Origin of the sequence: Aliarcobacter skirrowii CCUG 10374 (assembly GCF_003544835.1) — a bacterium.
Classification (GTDB): Bacteria; Campylobacterota; Campylobacteria; order Campylobacterales; family Arcobacteraceae; genus Aliarcobacter; species Aliarcobacter skirrowii.
Window position 1 is genome coordinate 1036315 of the sequence record NZ_CP032099.1, and the last position, 25198, is coordinate 1061512.

At 27.3% G+C, this 25198-nt stretch carries 31 protein-coding genes; 13 read left to right on the forward strand and 18 right to left on the reverse strand.

Features of this window, described 5'->3' with window-relative positions; all coding sequences use genetic code 11:
• From ASKIR_RS05410 to ASKIR_RS05425, 4 genes are all read right to left on the reverse strand, one after another.
• A complete protein-coding gene (locus tag ASKIR_RS05410) occupies positions 1 to 2064 on the reverse strand; it encodes a DNA translocase FtsK (RefSeq protein WP_066161252.1) in 2064 nt (687 codons plus the stop codon).
• A 113-nt stretch (positions 2065 to 2177) separates the two neighbouring features.
• Positions 2178 to 3125 (reverse strand): UDP-3-O-(3-hydroxymyristoyl)glucosamine N-acyltransferase, encoded by a 948-nt coding sequence (lpxD, locus tag ASKIR_RS05415; protein ID WP_066351247.1) that lies wholly within the window; start codon positions 3123 to 3125, stop codon positions 2178 to 2180.
• Between the two features lies 1 nt (position 3126).
• Entirely contained in the window at positions 3127 to 3624 is a 498-nt protein-coding gene (gene ilvN, locus ASKIR_RS05420; RefSeq protein WP_066161250.1) for an acetolactate synthase small subunit, read from the reverse strand.
• Entirely contained in the window at positions 3624 to 5321 is a 1698-nt protein-coding gene (locus tag ASKIR_RS05425) for an acetolactate synthase large subunit (RefSeq protein WP_066161249.1), read from the reverse strand. Before ASKIR_RS05425 ends, ilvN begins: the two co-directional genes overlap by 1 nt.
• 159 nt (positions 5322 to 5480) lie before the next feature.
• On the opposite strand from ASKIR_RS05425, the gene ASKIR_RS05430 reads away from it, so the two are divergent.
• The gene (locus ASKIR_RS05430) at positions 5481 to 6275 is read left to right on the forward strand and encodes a flagellin (protein WP_115588349.1); all 795 of its coding nucleotides are present in this window, start codon (positions 5481 to 5483) and stop codon (positions 6273 to 6275) included.
• Here ASKIR_RS05430 and ASKIR_RS05435 read toward each other — a convergent pair.
• A complete protein-coding gene (locus ASKIR_RS05435) occupies positions 6272 to 7195 on the reverse strand; it encodes a Ppx/GppA phosphatase family protein (protein WP_066161247.1) in 924 nt (307 codons plus the stop codon). The two genes, ASKIR_RS05430 and ASKIR_RS05435, sit on opposite strands and share 4 nt — an antisense overlap.
• Entirely contained in the window at positions 7192 to 7749 is a 558-nt protein-coding gene (locus tag ASKIR_RS05440; protein ID WP_066161246.1) for a CDP-alcohol phosphatidyltransferase family protein, read from the reverse strand. Before ASKIR_RS05440 ends, ASKIR_RS05435 begins: the two co-directional genes overlap by 4 nt.
• Positions 7750 to 7868: 119 nt before the next feature.
• Here ASKIR_RS05440 and ASKIR_RS05445 point away from each other — a divergent pair, with 119 nt between their 5' ends.
• Entirely contained in the window at positions 7869 to 8354 is a 486-nt protein-coding gene (locus ASKIR_RS05445; RefSeq protein WP_066354989.1) for a putative metalloprotease CJM1_0395 family protein, read from the forward strand.
• Positions 8351 to 8590, forward strand: coding sequence for a hypothetical protein (locus ASKIR_RS05450; protein WP_066351239.1), 240 nt, complete (start codon positions 8351 to 8353; stop codon positions 8588 to 8590). Before ASKIR_RS05445 ends, ASKIR_RS05450 begins: the two co-directional genes overlap by 4 nt.
• Positions 8591 to 8626: 36 nt before the next feature.
• Here the strand turns inward: ASKIR_RS05450 and ASKIR_RS05455 are convergent, their stop codons facing one another.
• Complete coding sequence (locus ASKIR_RS05455) at positions 8627 to 9127, reverse strand: 2-thiouracil desulfurase family protein (protein ID WP_066351235.1); 501 nt, start codon at positions 9125 to 9127, stop codon at positions 8627 to 8629.
• Positions 9124 to 9906 (reverse strand): PP-loop family protein, encoded by a 783-nt coding sequence (locus ASKIR_RS05460; RefSeq protein WP_066351234.1) that lies wholly within the window; start codon positions 9904 to 9906, stop codon positions 9124 to 9126. The genes ASKIR_RS05455 and ASKIR_RS05460 overlap by 4 nt, the downstream gene beginning before the upstream one ends.
• Positions 9907 to 10017: 111 nt before the next feature.
• Between ASKIR_RS05460 and ASKIR_RS05465 the strand changes: the two genes are divergently transcribed.
• Genes ASKIR_RS05465 through ASKIR_RS05475 form a run of 3 tightly spaced genes read left to right on the forward strand, consistent with a single transcriptional unit; the run spans position 10018 to position 12338 of the window.
• Positions 10018 to 10212, forward strand: a complete 195-nt coding sequence (locus ASKIR_RS05465) for a hypothetical protein (protein WP_066161241.1) — start codon at positions 10018 to 10020, stop codon at positions 10210 to 10212.
• A 3-nt stretch (positions 10213 to 10215) separates the two neighbouring features.
• Positions 10216 to 11430 carry a molybdopterin molybdotransferase MoeA gene (locus ASKIR_RS05470; protein ID WP_066408471.1) on the forward strand — a complete coding sequence of 405 codons (1215 nt, stop codon included), beginning with the start codon at positions 10216 to 10218 and terminating at the stop codon, positions 11428 to 11430.
• Positions 11430 to 12338 carry a DMT family transporter gene (locus ASKIR_RS05475; RefSeq protein WP_115588348.1) on the forward strand — a complete coding sequence of 303 codons (909 nt, stop codon included), beginning with the start codon at positions 11430 to 11432 and terminating at the stop codon, positions 12336 to 12338. The genes ASKIR_RS05470 and ASKIR_RS05475 overlap by 1 nt, the downstream gene beginning before the upstream one ends.
• Here ASKIR_RS05475 and ASKIR_RS05480 read toward each other — a convergent pair.
• The 3 genes from ASKIR_RS05480 to ASKIR_RS05490 are packed head-to-tail and all read right to left on the reverse strand — an operon-like array spanning position 12328 to position 14420.
• Positions 12328 to 13548, reverse strand: a complete 1221-nt coding sequence (locus ASKIR_RS05480) for a M48 family metallopeptidase (RefSeq protein WP_115588347.1) — start codon at positions 13546 to 13548, stop codon at positions 12328 to 12330. The genes ASKIR_RS05475 and ASKIR_RS05480 overlap by 11 nt on opposite strands.
• Positions 13549 to 13583: 35 nt before the next feature.
• Positions 13584 to 14054 (reverse strand): phospholipase D-like domain-containing protein, encoded by a 471-nt coding sequence (locus ASKIR_RS05485; protein ID WP_115588346.1) that lies wholly within the window; start codon positions 14052 to 14054, stop codon positions 13584 to 13586.
• A complete protein-coding gene (locus tag ASKIR_RS05490) occupies positions 14055 to 14420 on the reverse strand; it encodes a YbgC/FadM family acyl-CoA thioesterase (protein ID WP_066355010.1) in 366 nt (121 codons plus the stop codon).
• Between the two features lie 168 nt (positions 14421 to 14588).
• Here ASKIR_RS05490 and ASKIR_RS05495 point away from each other — a divergent pair, with 168 nt between their 5' ends.
• Positions 14589 to 14981: a hypothetical protein gene (locus ASKIR_RS05495; protein ID WP_066161235.1), complete on the forward strand. Its 393-nt coding sequence runs from the start codon at positions 14589 to 14591 to the stop codon at positions 14979 to 14981.
• On the opposite strand, the gene ASKIR_RS05500 is transcribed toward ASKIR_RS05495, so the two are convergent.
• From ASKIR_RS05500 to ASKIR_RS05525, 6 genes are read right to left on the reverse strand one after another with little or no spacing between them, the layout of a single operon-like run.
• Positions 14978 to 15922 carry a tetraacyldisaccharide 4'-kinase gene (locus ASKIR_RS05500; RefSeq protein ID WP_066351221.1) on the reverse strand — a complete coding sequence of 315 codons (945 nt, stop codon included), beginning with the start codon at positions 15920 to 15922 and terminating at the stop codon, positions 14978 to 14980. The two genes, ASKIR_RS05495 and ASKIR_RS05500, sit on opposite strands and share 4 nt — an antisense overlap.
• A 1-nt stretch (position 15923) precedes the next feature.
• Positions 15924 to 17060: a DegT/DnrJ/EryC1/StrS family aminotransferase gene (locus ASKIR_RS05505; protein ID WP_066351219.1), complete on the reverse strand. Its 1137-nt coding sequence runs from the start codon at positions 17058 to 17060 to the stop codon at positions 15924 to 15926.
• A gap of 14 nt (positions 17061 to 17074) precedes the next feature.
• The gene (locus tag ASKIR_RS05510) at positions 17075 to 17827 is read right to left on the reverse strand and encodes an NAD+ synthase (RefSeq protein ID WP_066351216.1); all 753 of its coding nucleotides are present in this window, start codon (positions 17825 to 17827) and stop codon (positions 17075 to 17077) included.
• A gap of 20 nt (positions 17828 to 17847) precedes the next feature.
• Positions 17848 to 18069, reverse strand: a complete 222-nt coding sequence (locus ASKIR_RS05515; protein ID WP_170256945.1) for a hypothetical protein — start codon at positions 18067 to 18069, stop codon at positions 17848 to 17850.
• Between the two features lie 3 nt (positions 18070 to 18072).
• Positions 18073 to 18303 carry a (2Fe-2S)-binding protein gene (locus ASKIR_RS05520; RefSeq protein WP_066351214.1) on the reverse strand — a complete coding sequence of 77 codons (231 nt, stop codon included), beginning with the start codon at positions 18301 to 18303 and terminating at the stop codon, positions 18073 to 18075.
• On the reverse strand, positions 18303 to 19058 hold the full coding sequence (locus ASKIR_RS05525) for a TerB family tellurite resistance protein (protein WP_066351206.1): 756 nt from the start codon (positions 19056 to 19058) through the stop codon (positions 18303 to 18305). Before ASKIR_RS05525 ends, ASKIR_RS05520 begins: the two co-directional genes overlap by 1 nt.
• 149 nt (positions 19059 to 19207) lie before the next feature.
• Between ASKIR_RS05525 and tatB the strand changes: the two genes are divergently transcribed.
• The 6 genes from tatB to ASKIR_RS05555 all read left to right on the forward strand — a co-directional run bounded on the left by tatB (position 19208) and on the right by ASKIR_RS05555 (position 23927).
• Entirely contained in the window at positions 19208 to 19585 is a 378-nt protein-coding gene (tatB, locus tag ASKIR_RS05530) for a Sec-independent protein translocase protein TatB (RefSeq protein WP_066351205.1), read from the forward strand.
• Positions 19585 to 20316 (forward strand): twin-arginine translocase subunit TatC, encoded by a 732-nt coding sequence (gene tatC / locus ASKIR_RS05535; protein ID WP_066161228.1) that lies wholly within the window; start codon positions 19585 to 19587, stop codon positions 20314 to 20316. The genes tatB and tatC overlap by 1 nt, the downstream gene beginning before the upstream one ends.
• 1 nt (position 20317) lies before the next feature.
• The gene (gene queA, locus ASKIR_RS05540; protein WP_066351204.1) at positions 20318 to 21340 is read left to right on the forward strand and encodes a tRNA preQ1(34) S-adenosylmethionine ribosyltransferase-isomerase QueA; all 1023 of its coding nucleotides are present in this window, start codon (positions 20318 to 20320) and stop codon (positions 21338 to 21340) included.
• A 9-nt stretch (positions 21341 to 21349) separates the two neighbouring features.
• Positions 21350 to 22090: an exonuclease domain-containing protein gene (locus ASKIR_RS05545; RefSeq protein ID WP_066351203.1), complete on the forward strand. Its 741-nt coding sequence runs from the start codon at positions 21350 to 21352 to the stop codon at positions 22088 to 22090.
• A 169-nt stretch (positions 22091 to 22259) separates the two neighbouring features.
• Positions 22260 to 23585 carry a sulfite oxidase gene (locus ASKIR_RS05550; protein WP_066351202.1) on the forward strand — a complete coding sequence of 442 codons (1326 nt, stop codon included), beginning with the start codon at positions 22260 to 22262 and terminating at the stop codon, positions 23583 to 23585.
• Between the two features lie 12 nt (positions 23586 to 23597).
• On the forward strand, positions 23598 to 23927 hold the full coding sequence (locus ASKIR_RS05555; protein ID WP_066161224.1) for a hypothetical protein: 330 nt from the start codon (positions 23598 to 23600) through the stop codon (positions 23925 to 23927).
• 12 nt (positions 23928 to 23939) lie between these two features.
• Here ASKIR_RS05555 and ASKIR_RS05560 read toward each other — a convergent pair whose 3' ends face one another.
• A complete protein-coding gene (locus tag ASKIR_RS05560) occupies positions 23940 to 25181 on the reverse strand; it encodes a ComEC/Rec2 family competence protein (RefSeq protein ID WP_066351195.1) in 1242 nt (413 codons plus the stop codon).
• Positions 25182 to 25198: the final 17 nt, after the last annotated feature.

Genomic DNA, 25198 nt, shown 5'->3' on the forward strand with positions numbered 1-25198 from the left:
TTACAATAAAATCTCTCTATTTCCCCTTGCATCAACTTCACTTAAAACACCTGTTTTTTCAAGTTGTTCAATAATTGTTGCAGCTCTGTTGTATCCAATTTTTAATCTTCTTTGAAGATATGAGATAGATGTTTTTTTATCAGTAAATATAACCTCTTTTGCATCTTCATAAAGCTCATCTAACTCTATATCATCACTATTTATTCCTGATTTATTTGAACCAGTAAGAGAGCTAATATTTTTATCTTTTATAAAGTTCATATCATATTCAACTTCTCTTTGATTTTTTAAGAACTCTACAACTTTTTCAATTTCAGTTTCAGTACTCCAAGGAGCGTGTATTCTTACAAGTCCTGGCATTCCAGGTGGTGTAAACAACATATCTCCTCTTCCTAAAAGTGATTCAGCTCCCATTGAATCAAGAATAATTTTAGAATCTACTTTTTGCCCTACTTTATATGATAATCTACTTGGTAAATTTGCTTTTATAAGTCCAGTTACAACATCAACACTAGGTCTTTGAGTTGCTACAATTAAGTGAATTCCACTAGCTCTTGCCATTTGAGCAAGTCTTGCTATTGAGTATTCAACATCTTTTCCACTTGTCATCATTAAATCAGCTAACTCATCAATAACAACAACAATATATGGCATTGTAGGAAGACCTTCTTTTTGTGCTTTTTCATTGAAGTTTTCAATATTTTTTGTTTTTGTTTTAGCCATCAATGAATATCTTCTTTCCATCTCTGCTACCATATTTGCTAATGCATTTATTGCATCAACAGCTTTTGTAATAACTGGAGTTAAAAGATGAGGAATATCATTGTACATTGAAAACTCAAGCATTTTTGGATCAATCATTACAAGCCTTAGATTATCTGGTGAGTTTTTATATAAAAGTGACAATATCATAGAGTTTATTCCAACAGATTTTCCACTTCCAGTTGTTCCAGCAATTAGTAAGTGAGGAAGTTTTTTAAGATCTGTTACAAAAGGTTTTCCTACAATATCTTTTCCTAAAATCATAGTTAAAGGAGATTTAGAGTTTTGGAAAATTTCACTATCAAGCATCTCTTTTAAATAAATTGTTTGAGTATCTTCATTTGGAACCTCAATTCCAACAACATCTTTTCCTGGAATTGGAGCTTGAATTCTGATTGTTTGAGCTTTTAAAGCCATTGCTAAATCATCTTGAAGACTTAATATTTTTGATACTTTTACATTTGGAGCTGGCTTAAACTCAAAAGTTGTAACAACAGGTCCTGTATAAGTTCTTACAACATCCCCATCTATTTTAAACATAGCAAGTTTATCAAGTAAATCAGCAATTTTTTTATCAATAAAAGCTTCATTTACTTTTGTTTTATTCTCTTTTGGAGCATCTTGAAAAAAGTTTGTTGGTGGAAGTATAAAATCTTTTGGTTTTTCAGTTTTTCCAAACTCAAGCTCTGAAAGAAGTTTTGCATTCTCTTCAAGCTCATCAATAATCAAACTGCTAGTATTAGCACCTTTGTTTTTAACCTCAATTTCATTATCAAGTTCGATAAGATCTGCATCTAAAACATCTTCATCTTTTATTGATTTATTATCGTTTTTCAACTCTTTATTTACTTCTTGAACAATTGGTAGATTCTTTTGATTATCAATAGTTTTAGTTCTATTTTTTGTTATTGTAAATTTTTTCTCATTTTGATTTTTTAATTTTATTCTAGCTCTAAATTTTTTAATATCATCAAAATTTAAATCCATTGTTTCAAAAATAATTAATAAAGATATTACAAATCCAACAATAACAAATAGATATAGACCAGCTTTTCCAATAAATGGAGTTAATGTATCTACAAAAATATTTCCAAGTTCTCCCCTATTGTAAGGATTTTCCACAATAAGTGCTTGAAAAATCAATGCTATAAATAAAAATATAAAAAGTGATAATAGATTTAAATATAAATCTTTTTTATCCAACTCTTTTTTAAAGTTTATTAAATATAAAGGATAAAGTAAAAATAGTAAATAAACATATGATAAATATGAGAAATATTTAAAAGAGAAGTTTGCAAACATACTTCCAATATTTCCAACGCTATCCTTTGAGCTTACAATAGTAGTAAACTCAAAATATAAAATAATAGTTAAAAAAATGAGAGAGATGACTTTTTTAGCTATAACAGATCCTTTTATTTAAGTAAATTAGATATTTTTCCTTGAAGTTTAAGCCAATTTCTATGCTCAATCAAAGGAAAACCTGCCCAAGTTTTTTTAGGTTCTTTAATAGTTTTTGTAACTCCACCACGAGCTGCAATTGTTGAGAAAGCTGCAATTTCAAGATGTCCAGCAGCTCCACTTTGAGCACCCATCACAACATAAGGTTGCAAAGTTGTAGAACCAGCAATTCCAACTTGAGTTACCAAAACAGAACCTTTTCCTATTTTACAATTATGTGCGATATGAACTAAATTATCAATTCTTACACCATCTTCAATAATAGTAGATTTAAATACAGCTCTATCAATAGTACAATTTGCACCTATTTCAACATCAGATCCAATTATTACATTACCATTTTGATAGATTTTTATATATTTTCCATCTTTTGTATTTGCAAATCCAAATCCATCACTTCCAATAACAGTTCCAGAGTGAATTATACAATCACTTCCAATTTTACAATCTCTATAAACTGTTACATTTGGATAAATTATTGTGTTATTACCAATTTGAACATTATCACCAATAAAACTTCCTGCCATAATTGTACAGTTACTTCCAATAATACTATTTCTACCAATAAAAACATTTGGCATAATAATTGTATCTTTACCAATAATTGGCTCTTTACCTTCAGTTTCAAAAAGTTTTGGTGCAAAAAGCTTACTAGCTTTTGCCAAATTCAAATATGGTTCATCACAAACTAATGCAACTACACCTTTTGGAACTTCATTTAATAGCTCTTTATTTACAAAAACAGCTCCTGCTTTAGTAGATTTTAATTTCTCAACATATTTGGGATTTTCTAAAAATGATAACTCATTAATATTTGCATCTTCTAAACTATTTAAAGCTGTAATTTCAATATCCGTATCACAATCTAATTGTAAATAATTTGCTATTTGTTTTAAAGTCATATTATCTCTCCATAGCAACTATTCCACTTCTTACAACTTCAAGTGGATTAAACTTTTCCATTACTTTAATAAAATTAATAATTCTATCACTTGAATCTGTTGCAGAAACTATAATTGCTTCATCTGTAACATTTTGAATAGATCCATGATAAGCACGTGCTATTACATCTATATCTGATAAGTTATTATCAATTGAGAACTTCATTAAAACTGTATCTTTTTCAATAACATTTCTATGCTCATTTACCTTTAATACTGGAATCAATTTGTTTAATTGCTTAACAATTTGATCAATTACCCTTTTATCTCCAGTTGTAACTATTGTCATTCTTGAGTATTGGCTCTCAGCCATTGGAGCAACCGTTAAAGAATCAATATTATAACCACGAGCTGAGAAGAGTCCTACAATTCTTGATAAAACATTATGTTCATTTAAAACTACTACAGAGATAACTTGTCTTATTGTTTCACTATTATAATAGTTGTTAAAATTACTCATTATCTATCTCCTTTTAATAAAGTCATCTCATTTAAAGAGTGTCCATTTGGAACCATTGGTAAAACCTCTTCATTTCTAGCAACAATTACCTCTATAACTGCTGGTTTTCTTTGCTCAACTGCATCTTTTAATGCTTTTTCAAACTCATCTTTTGTTGAAACTGTATATCCTAAACAGTGAAATGATTCAGCAAGAGTTTTAAATATTGGTTGATTTGTTAAATCAGTTTGCGCTAATCTATTATCATAAAACATTGTTTGCCACTGTCTTACCATTCCAAGGTAGTTATTATTTAAAATAATATTAATAACAGGAAGTTTATACTCACTACAAGTCATTAACTCTTGAATATTCATTAAAATAGAGCCATCTCCTGTAAAGTTTACAACTACTCTATTTGTATCTTTGAATGCTCTTGCAACTCCAAGTGCAGCTGGAAGACCAAACCCCATTGTTCCTAATCCACCACTTGTTATCCACTGTCTTGGATGTGAAAATGGAAAGAATTGCGCAGTCCACATTTGATGTTGTCCAACATCTGTTGAAATAATTGCATTATCTCCTAAAACTTTTCCAACTTTTTCAATAACCCATTGAGGTTTAATTAACTCATCTGTATCAAAATATCTTAAGGGCTCTTTTTCTCTATAATCTTTTAATAATTCAACCCAATTTGAAAAATCATTAAATTCATAATTTTCACACTCTTCAAGCATTGCCTTTACAGTTAATCTCAAATCACCAACTATTGGATAATCAGCAACCACAAGTTTTGCAATACTTGTTGGATCAATATCTATATGAATTACTTTTGCTTTACTTGCAAACTCATCTAATCTTCCAGTTACTCTATCATCAAATCTAGCTCCCAAAGATATTAATAAATCTGTCTCATAAGCTGCCATATTTGCAGCATACTCTCCATGCATTCCAAGCATTCCAAAGAAAAGTGGATTTTCATCACCCATAACTCCTCTTGCCATTAAAGTTTCAACAGCAGGAATATTTAATTTTTTTGCTAAATCTCTAATCTCATATCCACAATTTGATAAAACTGCTCCACCACCTATGTATAAAAGAGGTTTTTTTGCATTTGAAATAGCCTCCATAGCTTTTTTTAACTGTCTTTTATTGTAGTTAATTGTTGGCTTATAAGTTGGCATATTAACTTCAGTAGGATATTCAAACTCACCAATTTGTGCAGTTATATCTTTTGGTATATCAACATGAACAGGACCTGGTCTTCCTGTTTTTGCTAAATGAAACGCCTCTTTAAGTATTCTTGGTAAATCCTCTATTTTATTTACCAAATAGTTATGCTTTGTGCAAGGTCTTGAGATACCAACAGCATCTATTTCTTGAAAACCATCAGTTCCAATAATTGTTGTTGGAACCTGACCTGAGATTATAACCAATGGAATTGAATCCATATAAGCATCTGCAATTCCAGTTATTGCATTTGTAAATCCAGGTCCTGAAGTAACTATTGCAACTCCAACTTTTCCTGTACTTCTTGCATAACCCTCAGCAGCAATTACACAAGCTTGTTCATGTCTATTTAAAATATGTTCAAAATAATTTTGTTTATAAATTTCATCGTAGACGTTCATAATGGCACCACCTGGGTATCCAAAAACAACTTCTACCCCTTCTTGATGTAATGATTCTATAACCATTCTTGCGCCATTTATTTTCATCTCATACTCCATAATCTTAAAAATTAAGTGAATATTTTACCCAAAGTAGCATTAAAGTATCTAATTTTAAAGAACTAATTATGTTTTTTAAGTCAAAAAATATATATTAATTAAAATATGATACAATAGATGCACAAAATGTTTCTAGGAGACACAAATATGGATATAAATGCTATAAATAATACAAACAGTATTCAAAACTTAAACAACTTAAATAGTAATCAAAATATAGCTTTAGAGAAGTCTCAACTAAAGTATAGCGTAGAAGATTTTCAAAGTAGTGAATCAACTAGTTTAGCTGTAAGTAAAAGCTCAATAATAAGAAGTGAATTTTCTCAAGATATACAATCTACAAATGAGACTATAGCAAAAACAAAAATAGCAGAAGCATCTATGAACAATCTTCAAGATTTTTTAAAAAACATAGACCAAAAATTACAAAATAGCGAAAATCTTCAAAATAAAAATGATTTAAAGCAAGAGATAAATCAAGAGTTAAGAGATTTTAATCAATTGGCTTTTAGTACAAAATATAAAGATGAAAATCTAATTGCAAGTAGATATAGCGATGATCAAGACTCTATAACTCTTAGTGCAAATGGAAGCTTATACTCAATTACTAAACCAAACATAGCAAACTTTACAAATAATATTTTTGATGCAATAAATAATAGTGATTTAAATAATCCAGAAAACTTACAAAAAGCTATTAAATCAGTTGAAGATACAGCAACTCAAATTGGAAATATTGCAAATGAGTTTGAAAATTTTTCCAAACAACTAATAGAAGATGTAAGAAATAGAATTGATGAGCAAAGATACAATAACAATGTTATTGATTTTGGAAGAGAGTCAAGTGATTTTACAAAAGCTAATATAAATATAAATGCTGGTTATTTAGCTGCTTCTCAAGCAAATATAGTTCAAGAGCAAAGTGTAAGGCTACTATCTTAAGCCTTACTTTGATTAAGTGCAAAATTTATTGCAACACCCTCTCTTAGCCCATCATCTAAAACTATAGAGCTCTTTTTTTCTAAAGCTTCAAAAAATATTTTATAGATATAAGTTCCAACTTCAAGATATTCAACTCTACCTTTTCCAGCTATTTTTATCAAATCTTCAAAAGATGTCTCTTTTAGTAAAGTTAAGCTATCTTCCAAATCTTCTATTTGCAAAACTGTTCCATTTACAATATTTTTATCATAATTAAAATAACTAAATCCAAGTTTTATAGCTGCTATTGTTGTAGGAGTTCCTGCTGTTGCAACAAAGAAATAAGATTCTAAATCTATTCCTAAATTAGCTATAAACTCTTTTATCTCTTCTTTTTTGTTTTTTAACTCCAAATCCAATAGTTGTTTATTCTTTTTTGTTTTTTGAGTCATTGTAACTATTCCAAAATCAAAACTTTTTGTAAGAAAATCATCTTTATTTGATATTACAAGCTCTGTTGAACCACCACCAATATCCAAAAGTATAAACTTTTCATTTGGAATATTCTCTCTTTTTAAAGCGTACTTTATAGCTAAAAAAGTGAGTCTAGCCTCTTCATATTCATCTATTATTGTAAAGTTAACACCACCATTTCTTCTAAAAAACTCTAAAACTTCTTGAGAATTTTTTGCTTTTCTCATTGCTGCTGTTGTAACACAAATAGCATCTTTTGGTTCAAACTTTAATTTCTCTTTAGCAATTTTTAGTGCTTCTATAACTCTTTCTTGAGCCTCTTGACTAATAACTTGTGTATTTATTAATCCATCTGCTAAACCAACAACTTGATGATACTCATCTAATATTTTAAAATTTTCACAATCAAACTTTAAAACTCTAAAAGAGTTTGATCCTAAATCAATAGTAATAATCTCTTTTTTCATAAATGTTTTATCTTAATTTTAGAGTTTAAAAGATATCCAATAACTATCATTAAAAATAAAACTATATACTCATTTATAAAACCTGTCAAAAAAATTAAATATACAATCCAAAGTAAAATTGCACCAAGAGGTGTTGGAACACCTATAAAATATCTCTCAACTTCACCCTCTTCAGAGTTTATATTGAATTGAATCAATCTTCTTAATCCACAAATAATATAATATATAAATACACCTGCCAATAAAGCCATATTAAACTGTTCCTCTTTGCCATCAAAGATAGCAAAATATATAAACATTGCAGGAACAATAACAAAAGATAAAAAATCAGCATAAGAGTCTAGTTGTATTCCAAATTCAGTCGAAAGATTATATTTTCTGGCAATTTTTCCATCAAATATATCAAAAGCACCTGCCAACCAAGCAAAAAGTGCAGCACCAATAAACTCATTATGAGTTAGAAAATATATAGCTATAATTCCACAAGATATATTAAAAAATGTTACTATATTTGCCAAATTAAAGTGACTATATTTATTAAACAAGAAATTCATCTCTATCCTTTTTTTATTTTGAAACTTCGAAATATTACTATAAATTTTCTCAATTTATAATTTATCTATTTTTATACTTTTTTTTGCTATTATTTAATAACCTTTTAAAAGGAGTATTTATGGAAATTTCAGATAGTTATGCAAGTGCATCTATTATATATTCCCAGCTTGCGCTAAAAAAGAGTCAATTAGCAAATATCGATAAAAATGAGTTTGAAAAATCAACATTTGAAAAATATGATAGTGCAAATGAGATATCAAAATATGATGAAAAAGATTATGAAAGAGTTTTAAATAGATTTAAAAATAGTGATAGTGAAGTAAGGAGTCATGAACAACTACACGCTAGCTTAGGAACTACAACTACTCCAATAAGCTACAACTATCAAGTGGGACCAGATGGAAAACTTTATGCTACAGGAGGAAGTGTTAGGTTTGACACCTCTATTCCTCAAGATAAAGAAGCAGCAATTCAAAAACTAGATGAGCTTAAAGATGCTTCAAGTGCACCAGATGGTTTAAGTAGAGCCGATAGTTCAATAGCTCAAGCTGCAAATTTAAATAAAATGTTAATACAATCTATGCAAGAAGGAGCAATATTATGAGAATTGATAATAATTTAGGAGCTATGATGAGCTCTGCTATTCAAATACAAGATAATGCAAATAAAATTGCTGAAGTTGCAAATGTTGCATCTGTTCCTGAATTTCAAGAATCAACAAGAGATTTTACTTCTGCTATGCTTGAACAAATTCCTGAGATTATTGCATATAGTGCAAATGCAAAGAGTATTGAGATACAAGCAGTTGCAATGGAAAGACTACTTGATTTAAAAGCTTAGCAGTAAGAAAATAGTCTAAGTTAATAATAAATTAGACTATTTTCTACTCTCTTTTTTTATATATTTTCTTAAATCATCCAACTCAAATTCATTAAAAACTTTAACTCCATTGTCTTCAAGAAGTCTTGCTGTTAAACCTTTTGCTTTAATCAATTTTTGAGAAAAAGTTCCATCATAAACTTCAATATTACCACATGATGGTGATTTTGATTTAAATAAAGCGACTTTAATACCATTTTCTATACAAATATCCAAAGCGTTTTTTGCACCAATTAAAAAATTTATTGTTACATCATTTTGTTCAATATCTAAAACTTTAAAAGGTTTATTATGACTTATAATTTCAGATTTATTTCTAGGAATGGATAAACCACCAGCAACTTCTGGACAAATTGAAAATATCTCATTTTCACACAAAATATCCATAAAAATCTCTTTTTGGCTAAATCTAAATTTAGGACTCATAGCAATACTTGAATTAAGACCATCATATCTAGTATCTTCACCTAAAAGGCAAGATGAGACTAATATTTTCATATAGTTTCATCTTCAATATTTAATTTTATATCTTTTAAATCTTTATAAAAAAATGTAGGTAATTGTATATTACTAAATGCACTTTTCATAGATACAAAAATCTTTGGATTTTGCTCTTCTAGTTTTGCTAATAACTCTTTTGTAGCAGCTCTTGCGTGAGGCATTTTTACATCAAATCTAAGCCCTGGACAAGCCTCATCTCCAATTACTCTAATCTCATTTGAAGTTGCAAATGCTCTTAATTGTCTCTCTCTACAAAATATTAGTGGTCTTATTACTTCTAAACCGTTATTTGCAGTATATTTTGGAGGCATTGTTCTCATTGTTCCATTGTAAAATAGATTCATAAAGTATGATTCCATAGCATCATCTAAATGATGACCAAGAGCCACTTTATTATAACCTTGCTCTAAAGCTGTTGTATATAAATACCCTCTTCTCATTCTTGAAAAAAATGAACAAAATGATGAGTTTTTTCTTATTTTTTCACCTGCTAAATCAAAAATTTGAGTATCAATTATTTCATGTTCTATTCCGTGCTCTTTGCAGTGATTACTTAAAAATTCTATTTGTTCACCCATTCCATAAGTAATTGTTACAGCTTTAAAATCAAATTTAAAAGGTGCTTTTTTTTTCATTCTATTTAGAGTGTGAAGTAAAGTTAGTGAATCTTTTCCACCACTAAATCCAACCATTACTCTATCGCCCTCTTTTATTAACTCATACTCTGCATTTACTTTTGCTACATTTGAAGTTATTTTTTTACTTATTTCTATCAATTTATCTTATCCTAAATATTTTTTGGGATTATATCAAAAAAGTTTTAATATATTATTTTAGGAAAAGATAATATAATCTTACTTTTAAAATTTAAAACAGAAGACAGAAAAATGACAATTGAAGAACAACAAATATTTATAGATAAAATAAAAGAGACAATTTTACCAATAGCAATATATTTAGATGATGATTCTATAAAAAAAATTATTAAAAATGTAGAAGATACAAATGAAAATCTTCCAAAAGGTTTTGCAAACATGCTTTATGAACAAATAATAATTATGAAATATAACAGATTAGGATAAAGAATGAGAGATTTTATAACTTTTGATGAATCAATAGAGGTTTTAAATAGTATTAATATAGTTGAAAAATCGACTCAAAAACTATTTTTAACAAATGCTCTTGGAAGAGTTTTGGCTGAAGATATTATAGCTTTGGAAAATAGCCCAGAGTTTCCTACATCTGGAATGGATGGTTATGCTTTTAAGTTTGAAGATATAAATAGTGAACTTAAAATAATAGAAAAAAATCCAGCTGGTTATGTAGTTGAAAAAGAAGTGGTAAGTAAAACATGTATTAAGACTTTTACAGGTGCATTAATGCCAAAAGGTAGTGATACTTTAGTTCCTATTGAAAATGTTGAAGTTTTAGAAGATAGAATAAAAATAGTCAAAAGTGTTCCTAAAGGTTTTGCCGTAAGAGATGTTGGTGAGAACTACAAAAAAGATGAAGTTTTAATTAAAAAAGGAACGATTATTGGATTTAGCGAAGTTGGAGTTTTAGCATCATTAAATATTCCTCAAATAAAAGTTTATTCAAAACCTATAATTGCAGTTGCTAGTACAGGAAGTGAAATTTTAGATCTTGGAGTTGAAAAAACAAATGATTCTCAAATAAGAAGCTCAAATCACCTAACTCTTGAGGCACTTTTTACTCAATGTGGTGCTGAAGTTATTCAAAATGGTCCTGTTGATGATGATATAGAGAATATTACAAACTTTTTTGAAACTTCTTTAAAAAAAGCTGATATTGTAGTTACTACTGGGGGAGTTAGTGTTGGAGATTATGATTTTGTTCAAGATGTTATAAAAGATAAATTAAAAGCAAAAGTTCTTTTTCATGGTGTTTTTGTAAAACCAGGAATGCATATTTTAGTTGCAATTAAAGATGAAAAAATAATTATTGCCCTTCCAGGTTTTGCATACTCTTCAACTGTTTGTGCAATTTTATATGTACTTCCTTTGATTTATAGATTAAAAAATAGTAATGAAAAACTTCCAATTGTAAAAGCAAAAATAAATCAAGATTTAAATAATCCAACAAATAAAAAGATATTTACAGCTTGTAATGTTGAGTATAAAAATGGTGAGTATATTATTGATTTTGTTGGTAAAAAATCTGGAACAAGTGCTATTTTAACAAATATGTTAGGAAGCCCTGCACTTTTGATTCAAGAAGAGAATAACTTGTTAAAAAGCGGGGATTTGGTAGATATTATTTTACTAAATAGCTTTAAATAGTGTCAAAAAATATCTTTTTCTTTCTCATAGTTGTCTCTATGATTCTATGGGGAGCTTCTTGGATTAGTACAAAAGTTTTAACAAACTATATTAATGCTTATGAAATGGTATTTTTAAGAATGGGAATATGCTTTTTATCAATGGCTCCAATAATTTTTTTCTCAAAAATGAATTACAAATTAGATTTAAAAACTTTTATTTTAATCATATTTGCATCACTTTTTTTAGTTTTATACTCTATTTTTATGTTTTGGGGAGTTGAGCATGGAACTGGAAGTTTAGGAGGAGCTATGGTTCCTTCAATGATTCCAATCATAACATATATTTTTGTAGCAATATTAAGTAGAAAAACAATTAGTCTAAAACACTCTTTTGCTCTAATTTTAGGTGTTTATGGTGTTTTAAATATGATAAATATCTATCAATTTAATCTTGAAGAGATTTTTAGTAAAGATAATATATATTTTATAATTGCTTCAACACTATGGGCAATTATTACAATAATTACTTCAAAATCACTAAAAATAAATGCTTTTGTATTTACAACTTACACATACTTAATTTCAAGTGCTAGTCTATACTTTTTATACATAGATAGCTCAATATTTACAAAAATTTTAGAGTTTGATTATATCTTTTGGTTTAATATGTTTGTAATTACAATTTTAAGTACAACATTTGCAACTTCAATTTACTTTTTTGGAGCAGCAAAATATGGAGCGAAAGAGGTATCTAGTTTTGTATTTTTAGTTCCTGCAAGTGCTATTATAATTGGAAATATATTCTTAGATGAGAAGATTGAATTTACAACAATTATTGGAGTAGTTTTTGCAATGATTGCAATATATATTCTAAACAATCTAAACTTTTTTAGACTGTTTAGAAAAAAGAGTTTAATTAATTTATAAACTCTTTCTTTTCTACATCATATCCAAGCTCTTTGAATCTCTCAATTAAAGGTGGATGAGAGTAGTAGAAAAACATATAAAGCTTGTGAGAGTGAGGAAAACTTTTATTCTCATTTGCTAATTTTAATAAAGCATTTACCAAATCCTCTTTGCTAGATAAGTTTGATCCAAATTCATCTGCAGCGTACTCATTGTGTCTTGAAATTAGTGAGATTAAAGGCATTAAAAAAAAGCTTAAAGCTGTTGAAAATATTAAAAATATTGCAATAATTGAATATGGCTCATTATTTAATCCAAGTTTTAAAAATAACTCATCATTTAAATTTCCAAATATGGCAAAAAAAATAAACATAATAAATCCCATAATTCCAATATTTTTTAAAATATCTTTGTTTTTAAAATGCCCCAACTCATGTCCTAAAACTGCAAGTAGTTCATTATGAGATAGTTTTTGCACTAAAGTATCAAATAAAACAACTCTTTTTGTACTTCCAAGTCCACCAAAATAAGCATTTAATCTATTATCTCTTTTGCTAGCATCAACACTAAAAACTCCACTACTTCTAAAACCAACCTCTTTTAGAAGATTCTCAATTTTTGCTTCAAGCTCACTATCTTTTAATTTCTCAAATTTATCAAACATCTTATCTCTAATTAAAGGATAAAGCATATTTATTAAAATAATAACAGCAAAAACAAATATAAATCCAAATATCCACCAAGATGGAAAATTTAAAATAATATATGAAATTCCAGCAACAACAATTGAACCAAAAACAAAAGTTAAAATAGCTGACTTTATGGTATCTTTTATATATAAAGCAGGAGTTATAGTTGAAAATCCATACTTTTTATCTAACTTAAAAGTTTTATAAATATCAAAAGGCAGAGTTAAAATCCAATTTACAATAATAAAAGAATTTATAAATAAAACAGCTTTTAATATATAAGAGTCTGTTTGAATTAATGAGTCTAAATATTTAAGACCAAAACCAATCCAAAAAATAAATATAACAAAATCAGCAAATGAACTAGAAATTGACAATTTCTCTTTATCAACTGCATAGTTTCCAGCTTCAATATAAGAGTTTTGCTCTAAAATCAAAGCTTTATTTTTCATACTATCTTTTACAAATCCAATTTGCATAAATGATGTATAAATTGTAAAAGCAAAATATAAACAATACAAACCAATAAAAATTTCTAACACTAATTAATCCTTTAATAAATTTTATAAACTATATTCTATTTAAAATTTGCTCTAATCTCTTTTAATTTTGAGATTAAAACATCATCATTTGAAAAATATACAATATCAAGATTCTCTTTAAATGACTTTTTTGTAAAATTCATACTACCTATCATAGCCAATCTGTTATCAATAAGAATTGTTTTTAGATGCATCTTTTTTACACTATCTTTAAAAACAACATTAATATCATTTGATTTTAATAGATTATAAACTTCACTATCATCCTCTACTTTACTCTTGTCGAGTAAAACAGTGATTTTTACACCATTTTTTGAAGAATTTATTAAATCATTTGCTATTTTTTTATAAGAGAAGTTATACATTGCAATAAAAATATCTTTTTTTGCATTTAAAATCTCATAAGACAATCTATCTTCTAACTTTTTTGAATCTTTTGGAAGCACAAAAATATCATTTGCTACTAAAGAGCCTACAAATAAAAGTAAAAATATAATTTTTTTCATTTAACTCTCCAAAATATCAAATATATGATTTGGAATTTTTGAAGGTTTTCCATATTTTAAAAAAGCTAATCTAAATTTTGCTTCAAAAATAAGCTCACTTCCTCTATAAATCTCTTGTTTCATAATAATTGAGGCTGATTTTTTCTCAATTAGTTCTGTTTTAACTTCTAAAATATCTGCAAAAACTGCTGATTTTATCCAGTTTGCTTCACACGATTTTACTACAAAAAACTCATCTTGAGAGTGAGGAAGTAATCCTTTTTTAAAAAATAGCTCACTTCTAGCTCTTTCGCAATAGTTTAAATAGTTTGCATGATAAACCATATTTCCACAATCTGTATCTTCATAATAAACTCTAATATTCAAGTTAATTCTCCTTTTTATAAACATTTATAATATGTTTAATAAAAAAGATTATATTATCTTCTTTCTTTAATACCCAAATATTCGATATTTCTAAAGAGTATTTTCTTAGATTTAAAACTTTAATATGATAAAATCATATTTTATAAATATAATTTTTAAGGTGTTTTTGTGTCAATTTTTGCTTTACAATCAATCGCAGGTGGATTTTTAGATGAAGATCTACAACATTTTAATAAAAAATTTGATGATTGGTGTATATCATTTGATACTTATGAAGATGCTATGGATGTTGTAAAAACACTTAATAATAAAGAGAATATAGATATTGTAGAGATAACTCCTCTTAGTTATCCTAGATACTTTTTTAGAGAACTTCAAGGAACTGTTTATGCAACAAGACAGATTGAAGATAAAATTATTTGTGTAATAGAGCCTTTTGTTGGCTCTAATTTTAGAATAGCAATATGCGATTTAAAAACAAAAAATGTAAGATTTACAAAAACTCACTATAAAACTGTTCCAAGTGTTGAGGGTGTTTTTGCAAATTTTAAAGATATTTAATTATAACTTTTTATATAGTTTTTTAAAGCTGTAAAATCAACTTTTTGACTAATTTTTATACTTAAATCCATAATATATAGATTTTTTAAATTAAACTTTTCAAGTTTTACAAAATCTTTTTGTGTTGTTACAATTGCAAAATCTCTATAGTTATTCAAAATATTATCTATCTCATCTTTTGTAAAGTTATGATGATCTTCAAAAAATATTGTCTCTATATTTTTTGGTAAAAACTCTAAAAGTCTATTTGGTTTTGAAATTGCTGTTAAAAGAATAGTTTTTTTAGGAAGTTCTACTTCTTTATTCTCTTTTTTTATAGTTACAACTCTTTTAAAATCAATATCCTCTTTTAAAACCAGATTAGCTTTTTTATAAAAACTCTTTGGTTCTCTATAGGCTCCACTTGGTATTAAAAATGAGTTTGTAGGTTCATCTTTTGGTTTTAATAAAATATCAAATTTTTTAATATTATATTTTGAGAAACCATCATCCAAAAATACTATTTTACAGCCTAACTCTTTTGCTTTTTTTATAGCTTTTACTCTATCTTCACTTACTATTATTGTTGCATTTTTTAAAGTTGATGCTAAAAGCATAGCTTCATCACCACTTGTTTTTACATCAACTTTAATTTCACCTTTTAAACTAACTACAAAAAGCCCTTTAGACTCTCTTCCATAACCTCTTAAAATAACGCAAATATCTTTAAAATTTTTAGCTAACTCAATTGTTATTGGAGTCTTTCCACTTCCACCAATAGTTAAGTTTCCAACAGAGATAATTGGTATATTAAAATCTATTTTTGAAGCTTTTAATCTTTTAAATAAAATTACTAAAAGATATATAAAACTAAGTGGCAAAAGCAAATATGATAATATTTTTTGAAAACTATTTGGAAAAAAAAGATAGTTTTCAAGCCATAGAATAAGCTTTTGCTTCAAATTATATCCACTCTTTTGCTACATCAATAACTTGATCACAAATATAATTTACATCTTCATTGCTAAGTCCTGCATATATTGGCAAAGATAATATTTGTTGATAGTTATGCAAAGCATTTGGAAATGCTGTAATTTTTATTGAGTATTTACTTTTATAATAAGATAAAAGATGAAGAGGAATATAGTTTAATGCTGTTGAAACACCTTTTTCTTTTAAGGCTCTTGCAAAAGCATCTCTATTTCTTGATATTTTTATAATATATTGAGTATAAATATGCTCATTTTTATGAGGTAAAATAGTGATATGTTTAATATCTTTTAATCTCTCTTCATATAATTTTGCAATCTCTTTTCTTCTTTTTATAAAACCATCTGTTTTATTTAATTGAGCAATAGCATAAGCAGCATCTAGTTCAGAAATATCAAATTTATGTCCAATATCATCAACATCATAAATATAATCTAAGTTTCCATAACTATCGTATGCTGTTGTAATTGCATGTGTTCTTAAAAGTTTTGCTCTACTAGCTATCTCTTCATTATTTGTAACTAAAACTCCTGAACGGCTAATTGCATATTTTGATGGAGATGGGTTTGTTGAAAATATTGTCATATCAGCACTTAAATTTCCAACTTTTTGACCCTTGTATGTAGTTCCTAATGCAGCTCTACAATCTTCTATTATTAGAATATTGTATTTTTTTGCTATTTCATAAATTTTGTCTAAATTTGGAGCAAGTCCACCAATAAAAGTGATAATCGCTGCGCGTAATTTTTTCGATTTATTTGCAATAATTGCATCTTCAAACTTCTCAATATCTAAATTCATATCCTCTAAATTTATATCTACAAATATAGGTTCTGCATCAAAATGTCTTACAGTCTCTGGTAAGTTTACAAAAGAGTTTACAGACATTAAAACCTTATCGCCTCTTTTTAATCTCATAGAGCTAAGAGCTAAATGAAGAGCCGCTGTTGAAGTTGCTGTTGCAATAGCATACTTTGCTCCAACATACTTAACCATCTTCTCTTCAAACTCTAAAACTTTTGATAAATCATCTTTAGCTTGAAGAACTGACTTTAGCTGATCAATCTCTTCATTATCTAAAGTTGCTTTATATATTGCAATATTTCTCATCTTTACCTCAATTTCTATATTTTAGCAATAATTGGCAATCTTCTTTTGAATTCGTTTATCTTTACTCTTTTTTTAATATTCTCAATAAATTTATCTTCAAATCCAAAATCCAAAAGCTCATCATTGCTTCTATTCTCATCTATCATCTTTTTTAATAAAGAGTCAATTTTAGCATAACTATATCCCAAATCAGCCTCATCACTTTGACCTTCATAAAAATCAGCGCTAGGTGCTTTTTTTACTATACTATCATTCACACCTAAATATTTTGCAAACTCAAACAGATCACTTTTATAAATATCTCCTATTGGATTAATTGCACAAGCCAAATCTCCAAAAATAGTTCCATATCCTAAGAGTAATTCACTCTTATTTGAAGTTCCAACTACCAAAGAGTTTTCTCTTGCACTAATATCATATAAAACTGACATTCTTAATCTTGCACTAAAATTTCCTATTCTAAGGCTATTTTCTTCCATATTTTTTAAATATGCACTTAACATTGGCTCAATTGAAACAATCTCATATTTTATATCAAACTTTTTACAAAGCTCTACTGCATCTTCAACAGAGGCTTTAGATGAGTATTGTGATGGCATTAAAACGCAATTTAAATTATCTTTAAATGCCTCTTTACACAAAACTGCTACAACAGCTGAGTCTAAACCACCTGAAAGTCCTACAACAACTCTTTTTAAACCAGTTTTGTGAATCTCTTCTTTTAAAAAGTTTATTAATTTTTGCTTAATATTTTCATATTTATTCATTTTTAAACCTCAATTTAAGATTATATATCATCTTTCTTTGTTTTTTGATAAATCTCATCTAAATAGCTCTGATTTCCATTTTGTTGCTCAACTTTTTTATCAATTAATCTAAAAATTATATCTTTTAACTCATCTTCACTAAAATAGTTTAAATAGTTAGGATTTATTTGAATAGTATCATCATCTGAACTTTTTAAAAGCTCTTTTATCTCATTTATTAACTCTTCTTTTATATCTATCAACTCTTACTCTTTGTTAAACTTTTTTAAAATCTCATCCAAATATAGCTCCATTTTTTGCTCACCTATATCACACTCACTACTTTTACAACAGCCACATGAACTTCCAGCATCTGTTAAATCTTCTAAATCTTCAAGTGTTTTAGCACCTTTTTCCTTTATTGCATATATTAATTCGCCAAGACTTACCTGCTTACAATCACAAACAATAAATGAGTGAGGAAATTTTTTTGCCATTAAATACCTCTTTGTTTTTTAATAATTTCATAAGCTTCATTTATCTCTTGCAGTTTTTTTGTAGCTTCATCTATAATATTTTGTGATGCACCCTGCCCTGTAATAATATCTGGATGATATTTTTTTACTAAATTTCTGTAATTTTTCTTTAAAGTTGAATCATCATCATTTGGATTTGATTTTAAAATCTCATAAGCTTTTTCTAGTGATAGTGCTTTTTCATTTGCTCTATTTTTATAAAAATTCTCAAAATTTGATATTAAATTAAAATAATCTTTTGAATCTATTTTTAAAGCCTGAGCAATATCTTCAGTTATCTCTTGCTCTTGTTTTGAAAAATCACCATCTATAAATGCAAGATTTAACATATATTCAAGATATTTAACTCTTTTATTATAGTCATGTTTTGTAAGAGTAAATAATCTATTACAAATAGTTATTAAATTTTGAAAATTATCTTTTTCACTATCATAAAGCTTTTTTAAGCCATCTCTTACCTCTTGTGAATTTTCAAAATGAGTTGAAATATCAGTAAATGTATGTTTTAAAATCTCAGCTTCAAGCTCACCTACTTTTCCATCTGCTTTTGCAACTTTTGCCATAAGTGCAACTAAAAGACCAGCTTCATGATTTAATAAATCACCTCTAAAAATCTCTTTTTGATTTAAATTTATATTTTTAAACTCTTCAGTTTTATAATTTTTTCCAATAATAAATAAAATTGCAATAACAACTGCTAAAACTATTAATTCCATTATCTTCCTATTTATTTAAATTTTGGGATAAATTTTATCAAAATTACTCTAAGAATTTATAATAGCAATAAAGATGCTCTTTTAAATTAATTATTATTTTTGCTCAAATTAGATAAAATCCATACCTTATAAAATTTATGGAGCAAAATATGTTTGGATTAGGAATGACAGAGATTCTTTTAATTGCAATAATTGCAATTATTGTATTAGGTCCTGATAAATTGCCAGAAGCTATGATTAAAATTGCAAGAATGTTTAATAGCGTAAAAAAAGGTATTAGTGATGCAAAAACAACTTTAGACAATGAATTAAATATATCAGAATTAAAAGCTGAAGCAAATAAATTTAAAGCTCAAATTGAAGATACAAAAAGCTCTTTAATGGTTGAATCAAAGCTTGATTTAGGTCTTGATGAGATTTTAAATGATGATTTTGAGACTACAAAAAAGAATCAAGTTGAGACAAAAAAAGATGATAGCCTTCAAAAAAAAGAGATTGATAAAAATATAAAAGAGGATAGTAAATAATGTTTGAAGATTTAAAACCACATATTGCGGATTTAAGAAAAAGATTAACTATATCTGCTATTAGCGTTATTGCTATGTTTTTTGTATGTTTTGCTTTTTATGAACCTATTTTAGAGTGGATGATGGTTCCTGTAAAAGATGCACTTCCAACTGGAACTTCTATGATTGCTGTTGAGATTCAAGAGACATTTTTCACAGCTATGAAGGTTGCATTTTTTGGTGGATTTATAATATCTCTTCCTGTTATTTTTTGGCAATTATGGCTCTTTTTAGCTCCTGGATTATATGACCATGAGAAAAAACTTGTTATTCCTTTTGTATTTTTTGCAACTTTAATGTTTTTAATAGGTGCATCTTTTGCTTACTATATTGTTGTTCCTATTGGTTTTGATTTTTTAATTGCATTTGGTTCTAATGTTGTTAATGTATTACCAAGTATTGGTAAATATGTTGGATTTTTTACAAAACTTATGATTGGTTTTGGAGTTGCTTTTGAACTACCTGTTATCACATTCTTCCTTGCAAAAATTGGAGTTGTTGATGATAGAATGTTAAAAGACTTCTTTAGATATGCAGTTGTTCTAATATTTATCTTAGCAGCTATTTTAACTCCACCTGATGTTATAAGTCAAGTTTTAATGGCACTTCCTTTAATACTTTTATACTTAGTTTCAATTTACATAGCAAAAGTATTTAATCCAGCAAGTAAAGATGAAGAGGAAGAGGAGTAGTTTGAGCGATTTTTTAAAAACTTCAAGCTATGACTTTACTCTTCCTCAAGAGCTAATAGCTACAACTCCAGCAATTCCTGCTGATAGTGCAAAACTTTTAGTTTATAATAGAGCAAACAATACTATAACTCACACAATTTTTAAAAATATTTTAGATTTTTTACCACAAGATTTGACAATATTTTTAAATGATACAAAAGTTATAAAAGCTAGAGTTTTTGGTAAAAAAGAGACAGGTGCTAACATAGAACTTCTATTAAATAAACCACTTTTTATGGATAGATTTTTAGTTTTGATAAAAGGAAAAGTTAAAATTGGAGCAACATTAACTTTTGATGAAAAGCTAAAAGCAAAAGTATTAGAACTAAATGAAGATGGAACTAGAGTTGTAGAGTTTTATTTAGATAATAAAAAATTAGATTTTACCTCTTTGATTGAAATTTTAAATAAAATTGGGCATATCCCACTTCCCCCCTATATGAATAGAGAAGATAATAAAGATGATGAAAAAAATTATCAAACACTTTTTGCAAAAAATTATGGAGCAGTAGCAGCTCCTACAGCTTCTCTTCATTTTACAAGTGAACTTTTAGAAGAACTAGAAAAAAAATATGGTCTAAACTATCTTACACTTCATGTGGGAGCTGGTACATTTAAACCAGTTGATGTTGAAGATATTTTATCTCACCCAATGCACAGTGAATATTTTGAGATAAGCATTGATTGTAAAACAAAAATAGATAAAGCAAAAAATATCTTAGCAGTTGGTACAACTGTTACAAGAACTTTAGAGTTTTATGCAAGAAAAAATATGATTTGTGGAGAGTGTGATCTTTTTTTAAATCCAAGTAATAAACCAATTATTGTAAATCATCTTCTTACAAACTTTCATCTTCCAAAATCAACTTTGATTATGTTGGTTGCTTCATTTATTGGTTTAGAAAAAACTTTAGAAATATATAATGAAGCTATAAAAAACAACTATAGATTTTACTCTTATGGCGATGCCATGCTAATAATTTAAGGATAAATTTTGATACATTACATTTTATTTGATACAGAAACAACAGGTACAGCACAAGAGGATAGAGTTATTCAATTTGGAAGTATGATTTTAAATCAAAAAGGTGATTTAGAAGTTTTTGATGAGTTATGTTTTAGTGATATACCCATAAAACTTGAAGCTATGGAAGTTCATAATATAACTACTGATATGATAAAAGATAAACCAAGGGCTTGTGAAACAAAATTTTATCAAAGATTGGCTGAGCTAAATAGTAGTGAAAACTATCTAATAGCACACAATATAAATTTTGATTTACAGATGTTAGAAAAAGAGGGATTTAAAAACAAACTTCAACTAATTGATACTTTAAGATGTGCAAGACATATATATCCTAAACTACCTTATCATAGACTTCAATATTTAAGATATGCACTTGAACTTTATAAAAATGAAGATGAAGAGGCAAAAAAACTAAATATAGTTATAAAAGCTCACGATGCCATAGGAGATGTACTTGTGATGAAGCTATTTTTATCAAAACTTGTTGCAAAAATAAAAGATGAATTTCCAAGTATAAATCCTATGAAAAAACTGGTTGAATTAACACTTACTCCAGTATTTATAAAAACTTTTAAATTTGGAAAATATAAGGGTGAAAATATCGAAGATGTTGCAAAAAAAGATCCAAACTATTTAAACTGGATGAGAAACAATATGGAGCTTGATGAAGATATGCAATATACTTTAGATAAAGTTCTAGAAAAATAGTTAAGATAGATTATTATGTATAAAAAATGTAAACAAAAGTAACTATTCTTATTTTTTTAACTTAATTTTAGCTTGTAAACTTAATTTTTATCAATTATTCCTATTTTCTTAATATAATTATTAATTAGGATTTATCTTAATACCATAATAAAAACTAAGGAGATAGTTTATGAGTAATAAAAAAGTTAAGACTATTGGAATTCATGAGGCTTATGCAAATGATCCAATAAAAGCTGATTTAGATATCTTTGGAAGAGAGGCTAATCCAACAACAAGAAGAGGATTTTTGAAAAAGAGTTCACTTTTGGCAATGGCTGCTGTTGTTGGATCAAATATTCCATACGCACAAAATATGCCAAGTGGATTAATTCCAGCAGCACTAGCAAACTCTGATTTACCATTTTCAATTCCTGGTAAAGAGGGTTTAATTTACTTAAATGATAGACCAATAAATGCTGAAACACCACCTCATTTATTAAATGATGAGTTTACACCTGATAAACATTTCTTTATTAGAAACAATGGTACACCACCAGCTATGCAAGATATTGATGTGAAAAATTGGACTTTGGAAATATCAGGGGAGAGTTGTAAAAATCCTACAACATTTACTATTGATGAGTTAAAAAGTAAATTCAAACACTACACTTATGCATTAACACTAGAGTGTGGAGGAAATGGAAGAGCTGAGTTTAATCCACCTACAAAAGGAAATCAATGGGAGCTTGGAGCTATTGGTTGTGGAAGATGGACAGGAGTTAGATTAAAAGATGTTTTAGAGTCTTGTGGAATTAAAAAAGATGCCGTTTATATTGGATATTACGGGAAAGACACTCACTTAAGTGGAGATCCTACTAAAGTTTCAATAAGTAGAGGAGTTCCGATTGAAAAAGCTTTAGAAAATGAAGTTTTAATAGCTTGGGCTTATGAAGGAAATGATATTCCTCATCAAAATGGTTATCCTTTAAGACTTGTAATTGGTGGATGGCCAGCTTCTGTTTCTGGAAAATGGTTAAGCAAAATTGTAGTTAGAAATAAAGTTCATGATGGTGAAAAAATGATGGGACAATCATATAGAATGCCTTGTGAACCTGTTGCTCCAGGAGCAAATGTACCAAATGAAAATATGTGTATAATTGAATCTATGCCTGTAAAATCACTAATCACATTCCCAAAATCAGGTATTACTCACTCTTTAAATGATAAATTAAAGCTAAATGGAAAAGCATGGGCTGGAGATTTAAAAGTTAAAGATATGTATGTTTCAATAGATTTTGGTGCAACTTGGGAAAAAGCAAAAATTAATAAACCACTAAATAAAACTGCGTGGCAAACTTGGGAAGCAAGTGTTAAATTCCCACAAAAAGGATACTATGAAGTTTGGGCAAGGGCAACTGATAGTAGTGGAAAAATGCAGCCAGTTATTATTCCAGGGTGGAATCCAAGAGGTTATTTAAACAACGCTTGTCACAGAATCGCTGTTCAAGTTGTATAAAAGGAGTTATTTATGAAAAAAGGATTATTCCTTATTTTTGCATCATCACTTCTTTTCCTTCAAGCTCAAAAAGTTGATAGCGAATCTGGATTGATTATTGCAAAAGGTTTTGAAACCGTAAAAGCAAACTGTACTGTTTGTCATAGTGCAAAATTTATTACTACACAAAAAGGTGATAGAGATACTTGGAAAGCTATGATTGTTTGGATGCAAAAAACTCAAGGTTTATGGCAATTTACGCCTCAAATAGAGGATGAGATATTAACTTATCTTGAGACAAACTATCCTCCAGGAAAAGCTTCAAGAAGAGCAAACCTAAAATTAAAAGATATGCCAAATTAGCAATAAGTGGGTTTAAATATACCCACTTATATATAAATAAAAGTTAAATCCTATCATCAAAATATTTAATATAAAAAAAGATTTTTTACTCCAAATTGAAAAAAATGAAAATAAAATATATAAAATAAAAAAATATAAAGGTGTAAAAACTTCATAAACATAGATTTTATTTTCTAAAAAAATTTTTAAATAATTATCAAAATAGGAAGATATATTAAAAATATGTGCAACTATTTCAAGTGGATAAAATATTGTAAAAAATATAGTAATAGGTATTGAGTAAAACTGTTCAATAGCTGTTTGAGGGAAAAAATAGTGAACAATTGGATTAAAAATTAAAAACATCCAAATATTAAAAAATATATAAAGTAAAATTTTATTTCCATTCTTAAAATATTGAATAAACAAATAGATATAAAAAACTGCAAAAATAGAGAACCAAAATCCAATATTAAAAATATATTGTGGAAAAAGTGCAATAACTATCAAAAAAGTATAAAAAAGTGTTATATATGAGATTACTTTTATATTACTTCTTAAAAGATAAAGCCCTAGACTAAAAAGTACAAATGCTCTTAAAAGCGATGGAACAATATCTGTTAAAATAAGATAATAGAACATTATAAATATTGTAATTAATAAAATATCATATCTTCTATTTCTATATGAAAAAAATCTATCTTGTAAAAATTTATAAGGATAGTACAAAATCCAATAAATAACAAAAGATAAAACTGCTAAATGAAAACCTGAAAGTGCTACAACATGAGCTATTCCATAAGCTGTTATTACATCTCTAAGCTCTTTTGAAACTGGAACTGCTAAAAACAGAGCTTCAAAGAGCTCAATAATCATAGCATCCTCATGATTATTTTTAATATTTTCTAAAATTTTATCTTTAAATTCATATCTTTTTTCACCTCTATCAAAGTATAAAACTTTTGTAAAAAAACCTTTTAAATAATCAAAAAAAGAGATATTTCTAGTATCAATTACAACATTTATTAAATCTAATTTTTCAAAGTTATTATCTTTTGAAAAAGAGGCAAAAAATTCAAAGCCATCGCCTTTTAGCTTTATAACATCAAATTTTTCTTTTGGGTAGATATTTAAGACTTCGGCTTTTGTTTCAAAAATATACTCTTTTTTTAACTCTTTATACGACAAATAGTTAAATAAAATATTTATCATAAAAACAAAAAGTAGAAAAAGAGTAAAAAATATACTATTTTTTGATACTTGTAAATCTTGCATAAGTTAAATTATACAAG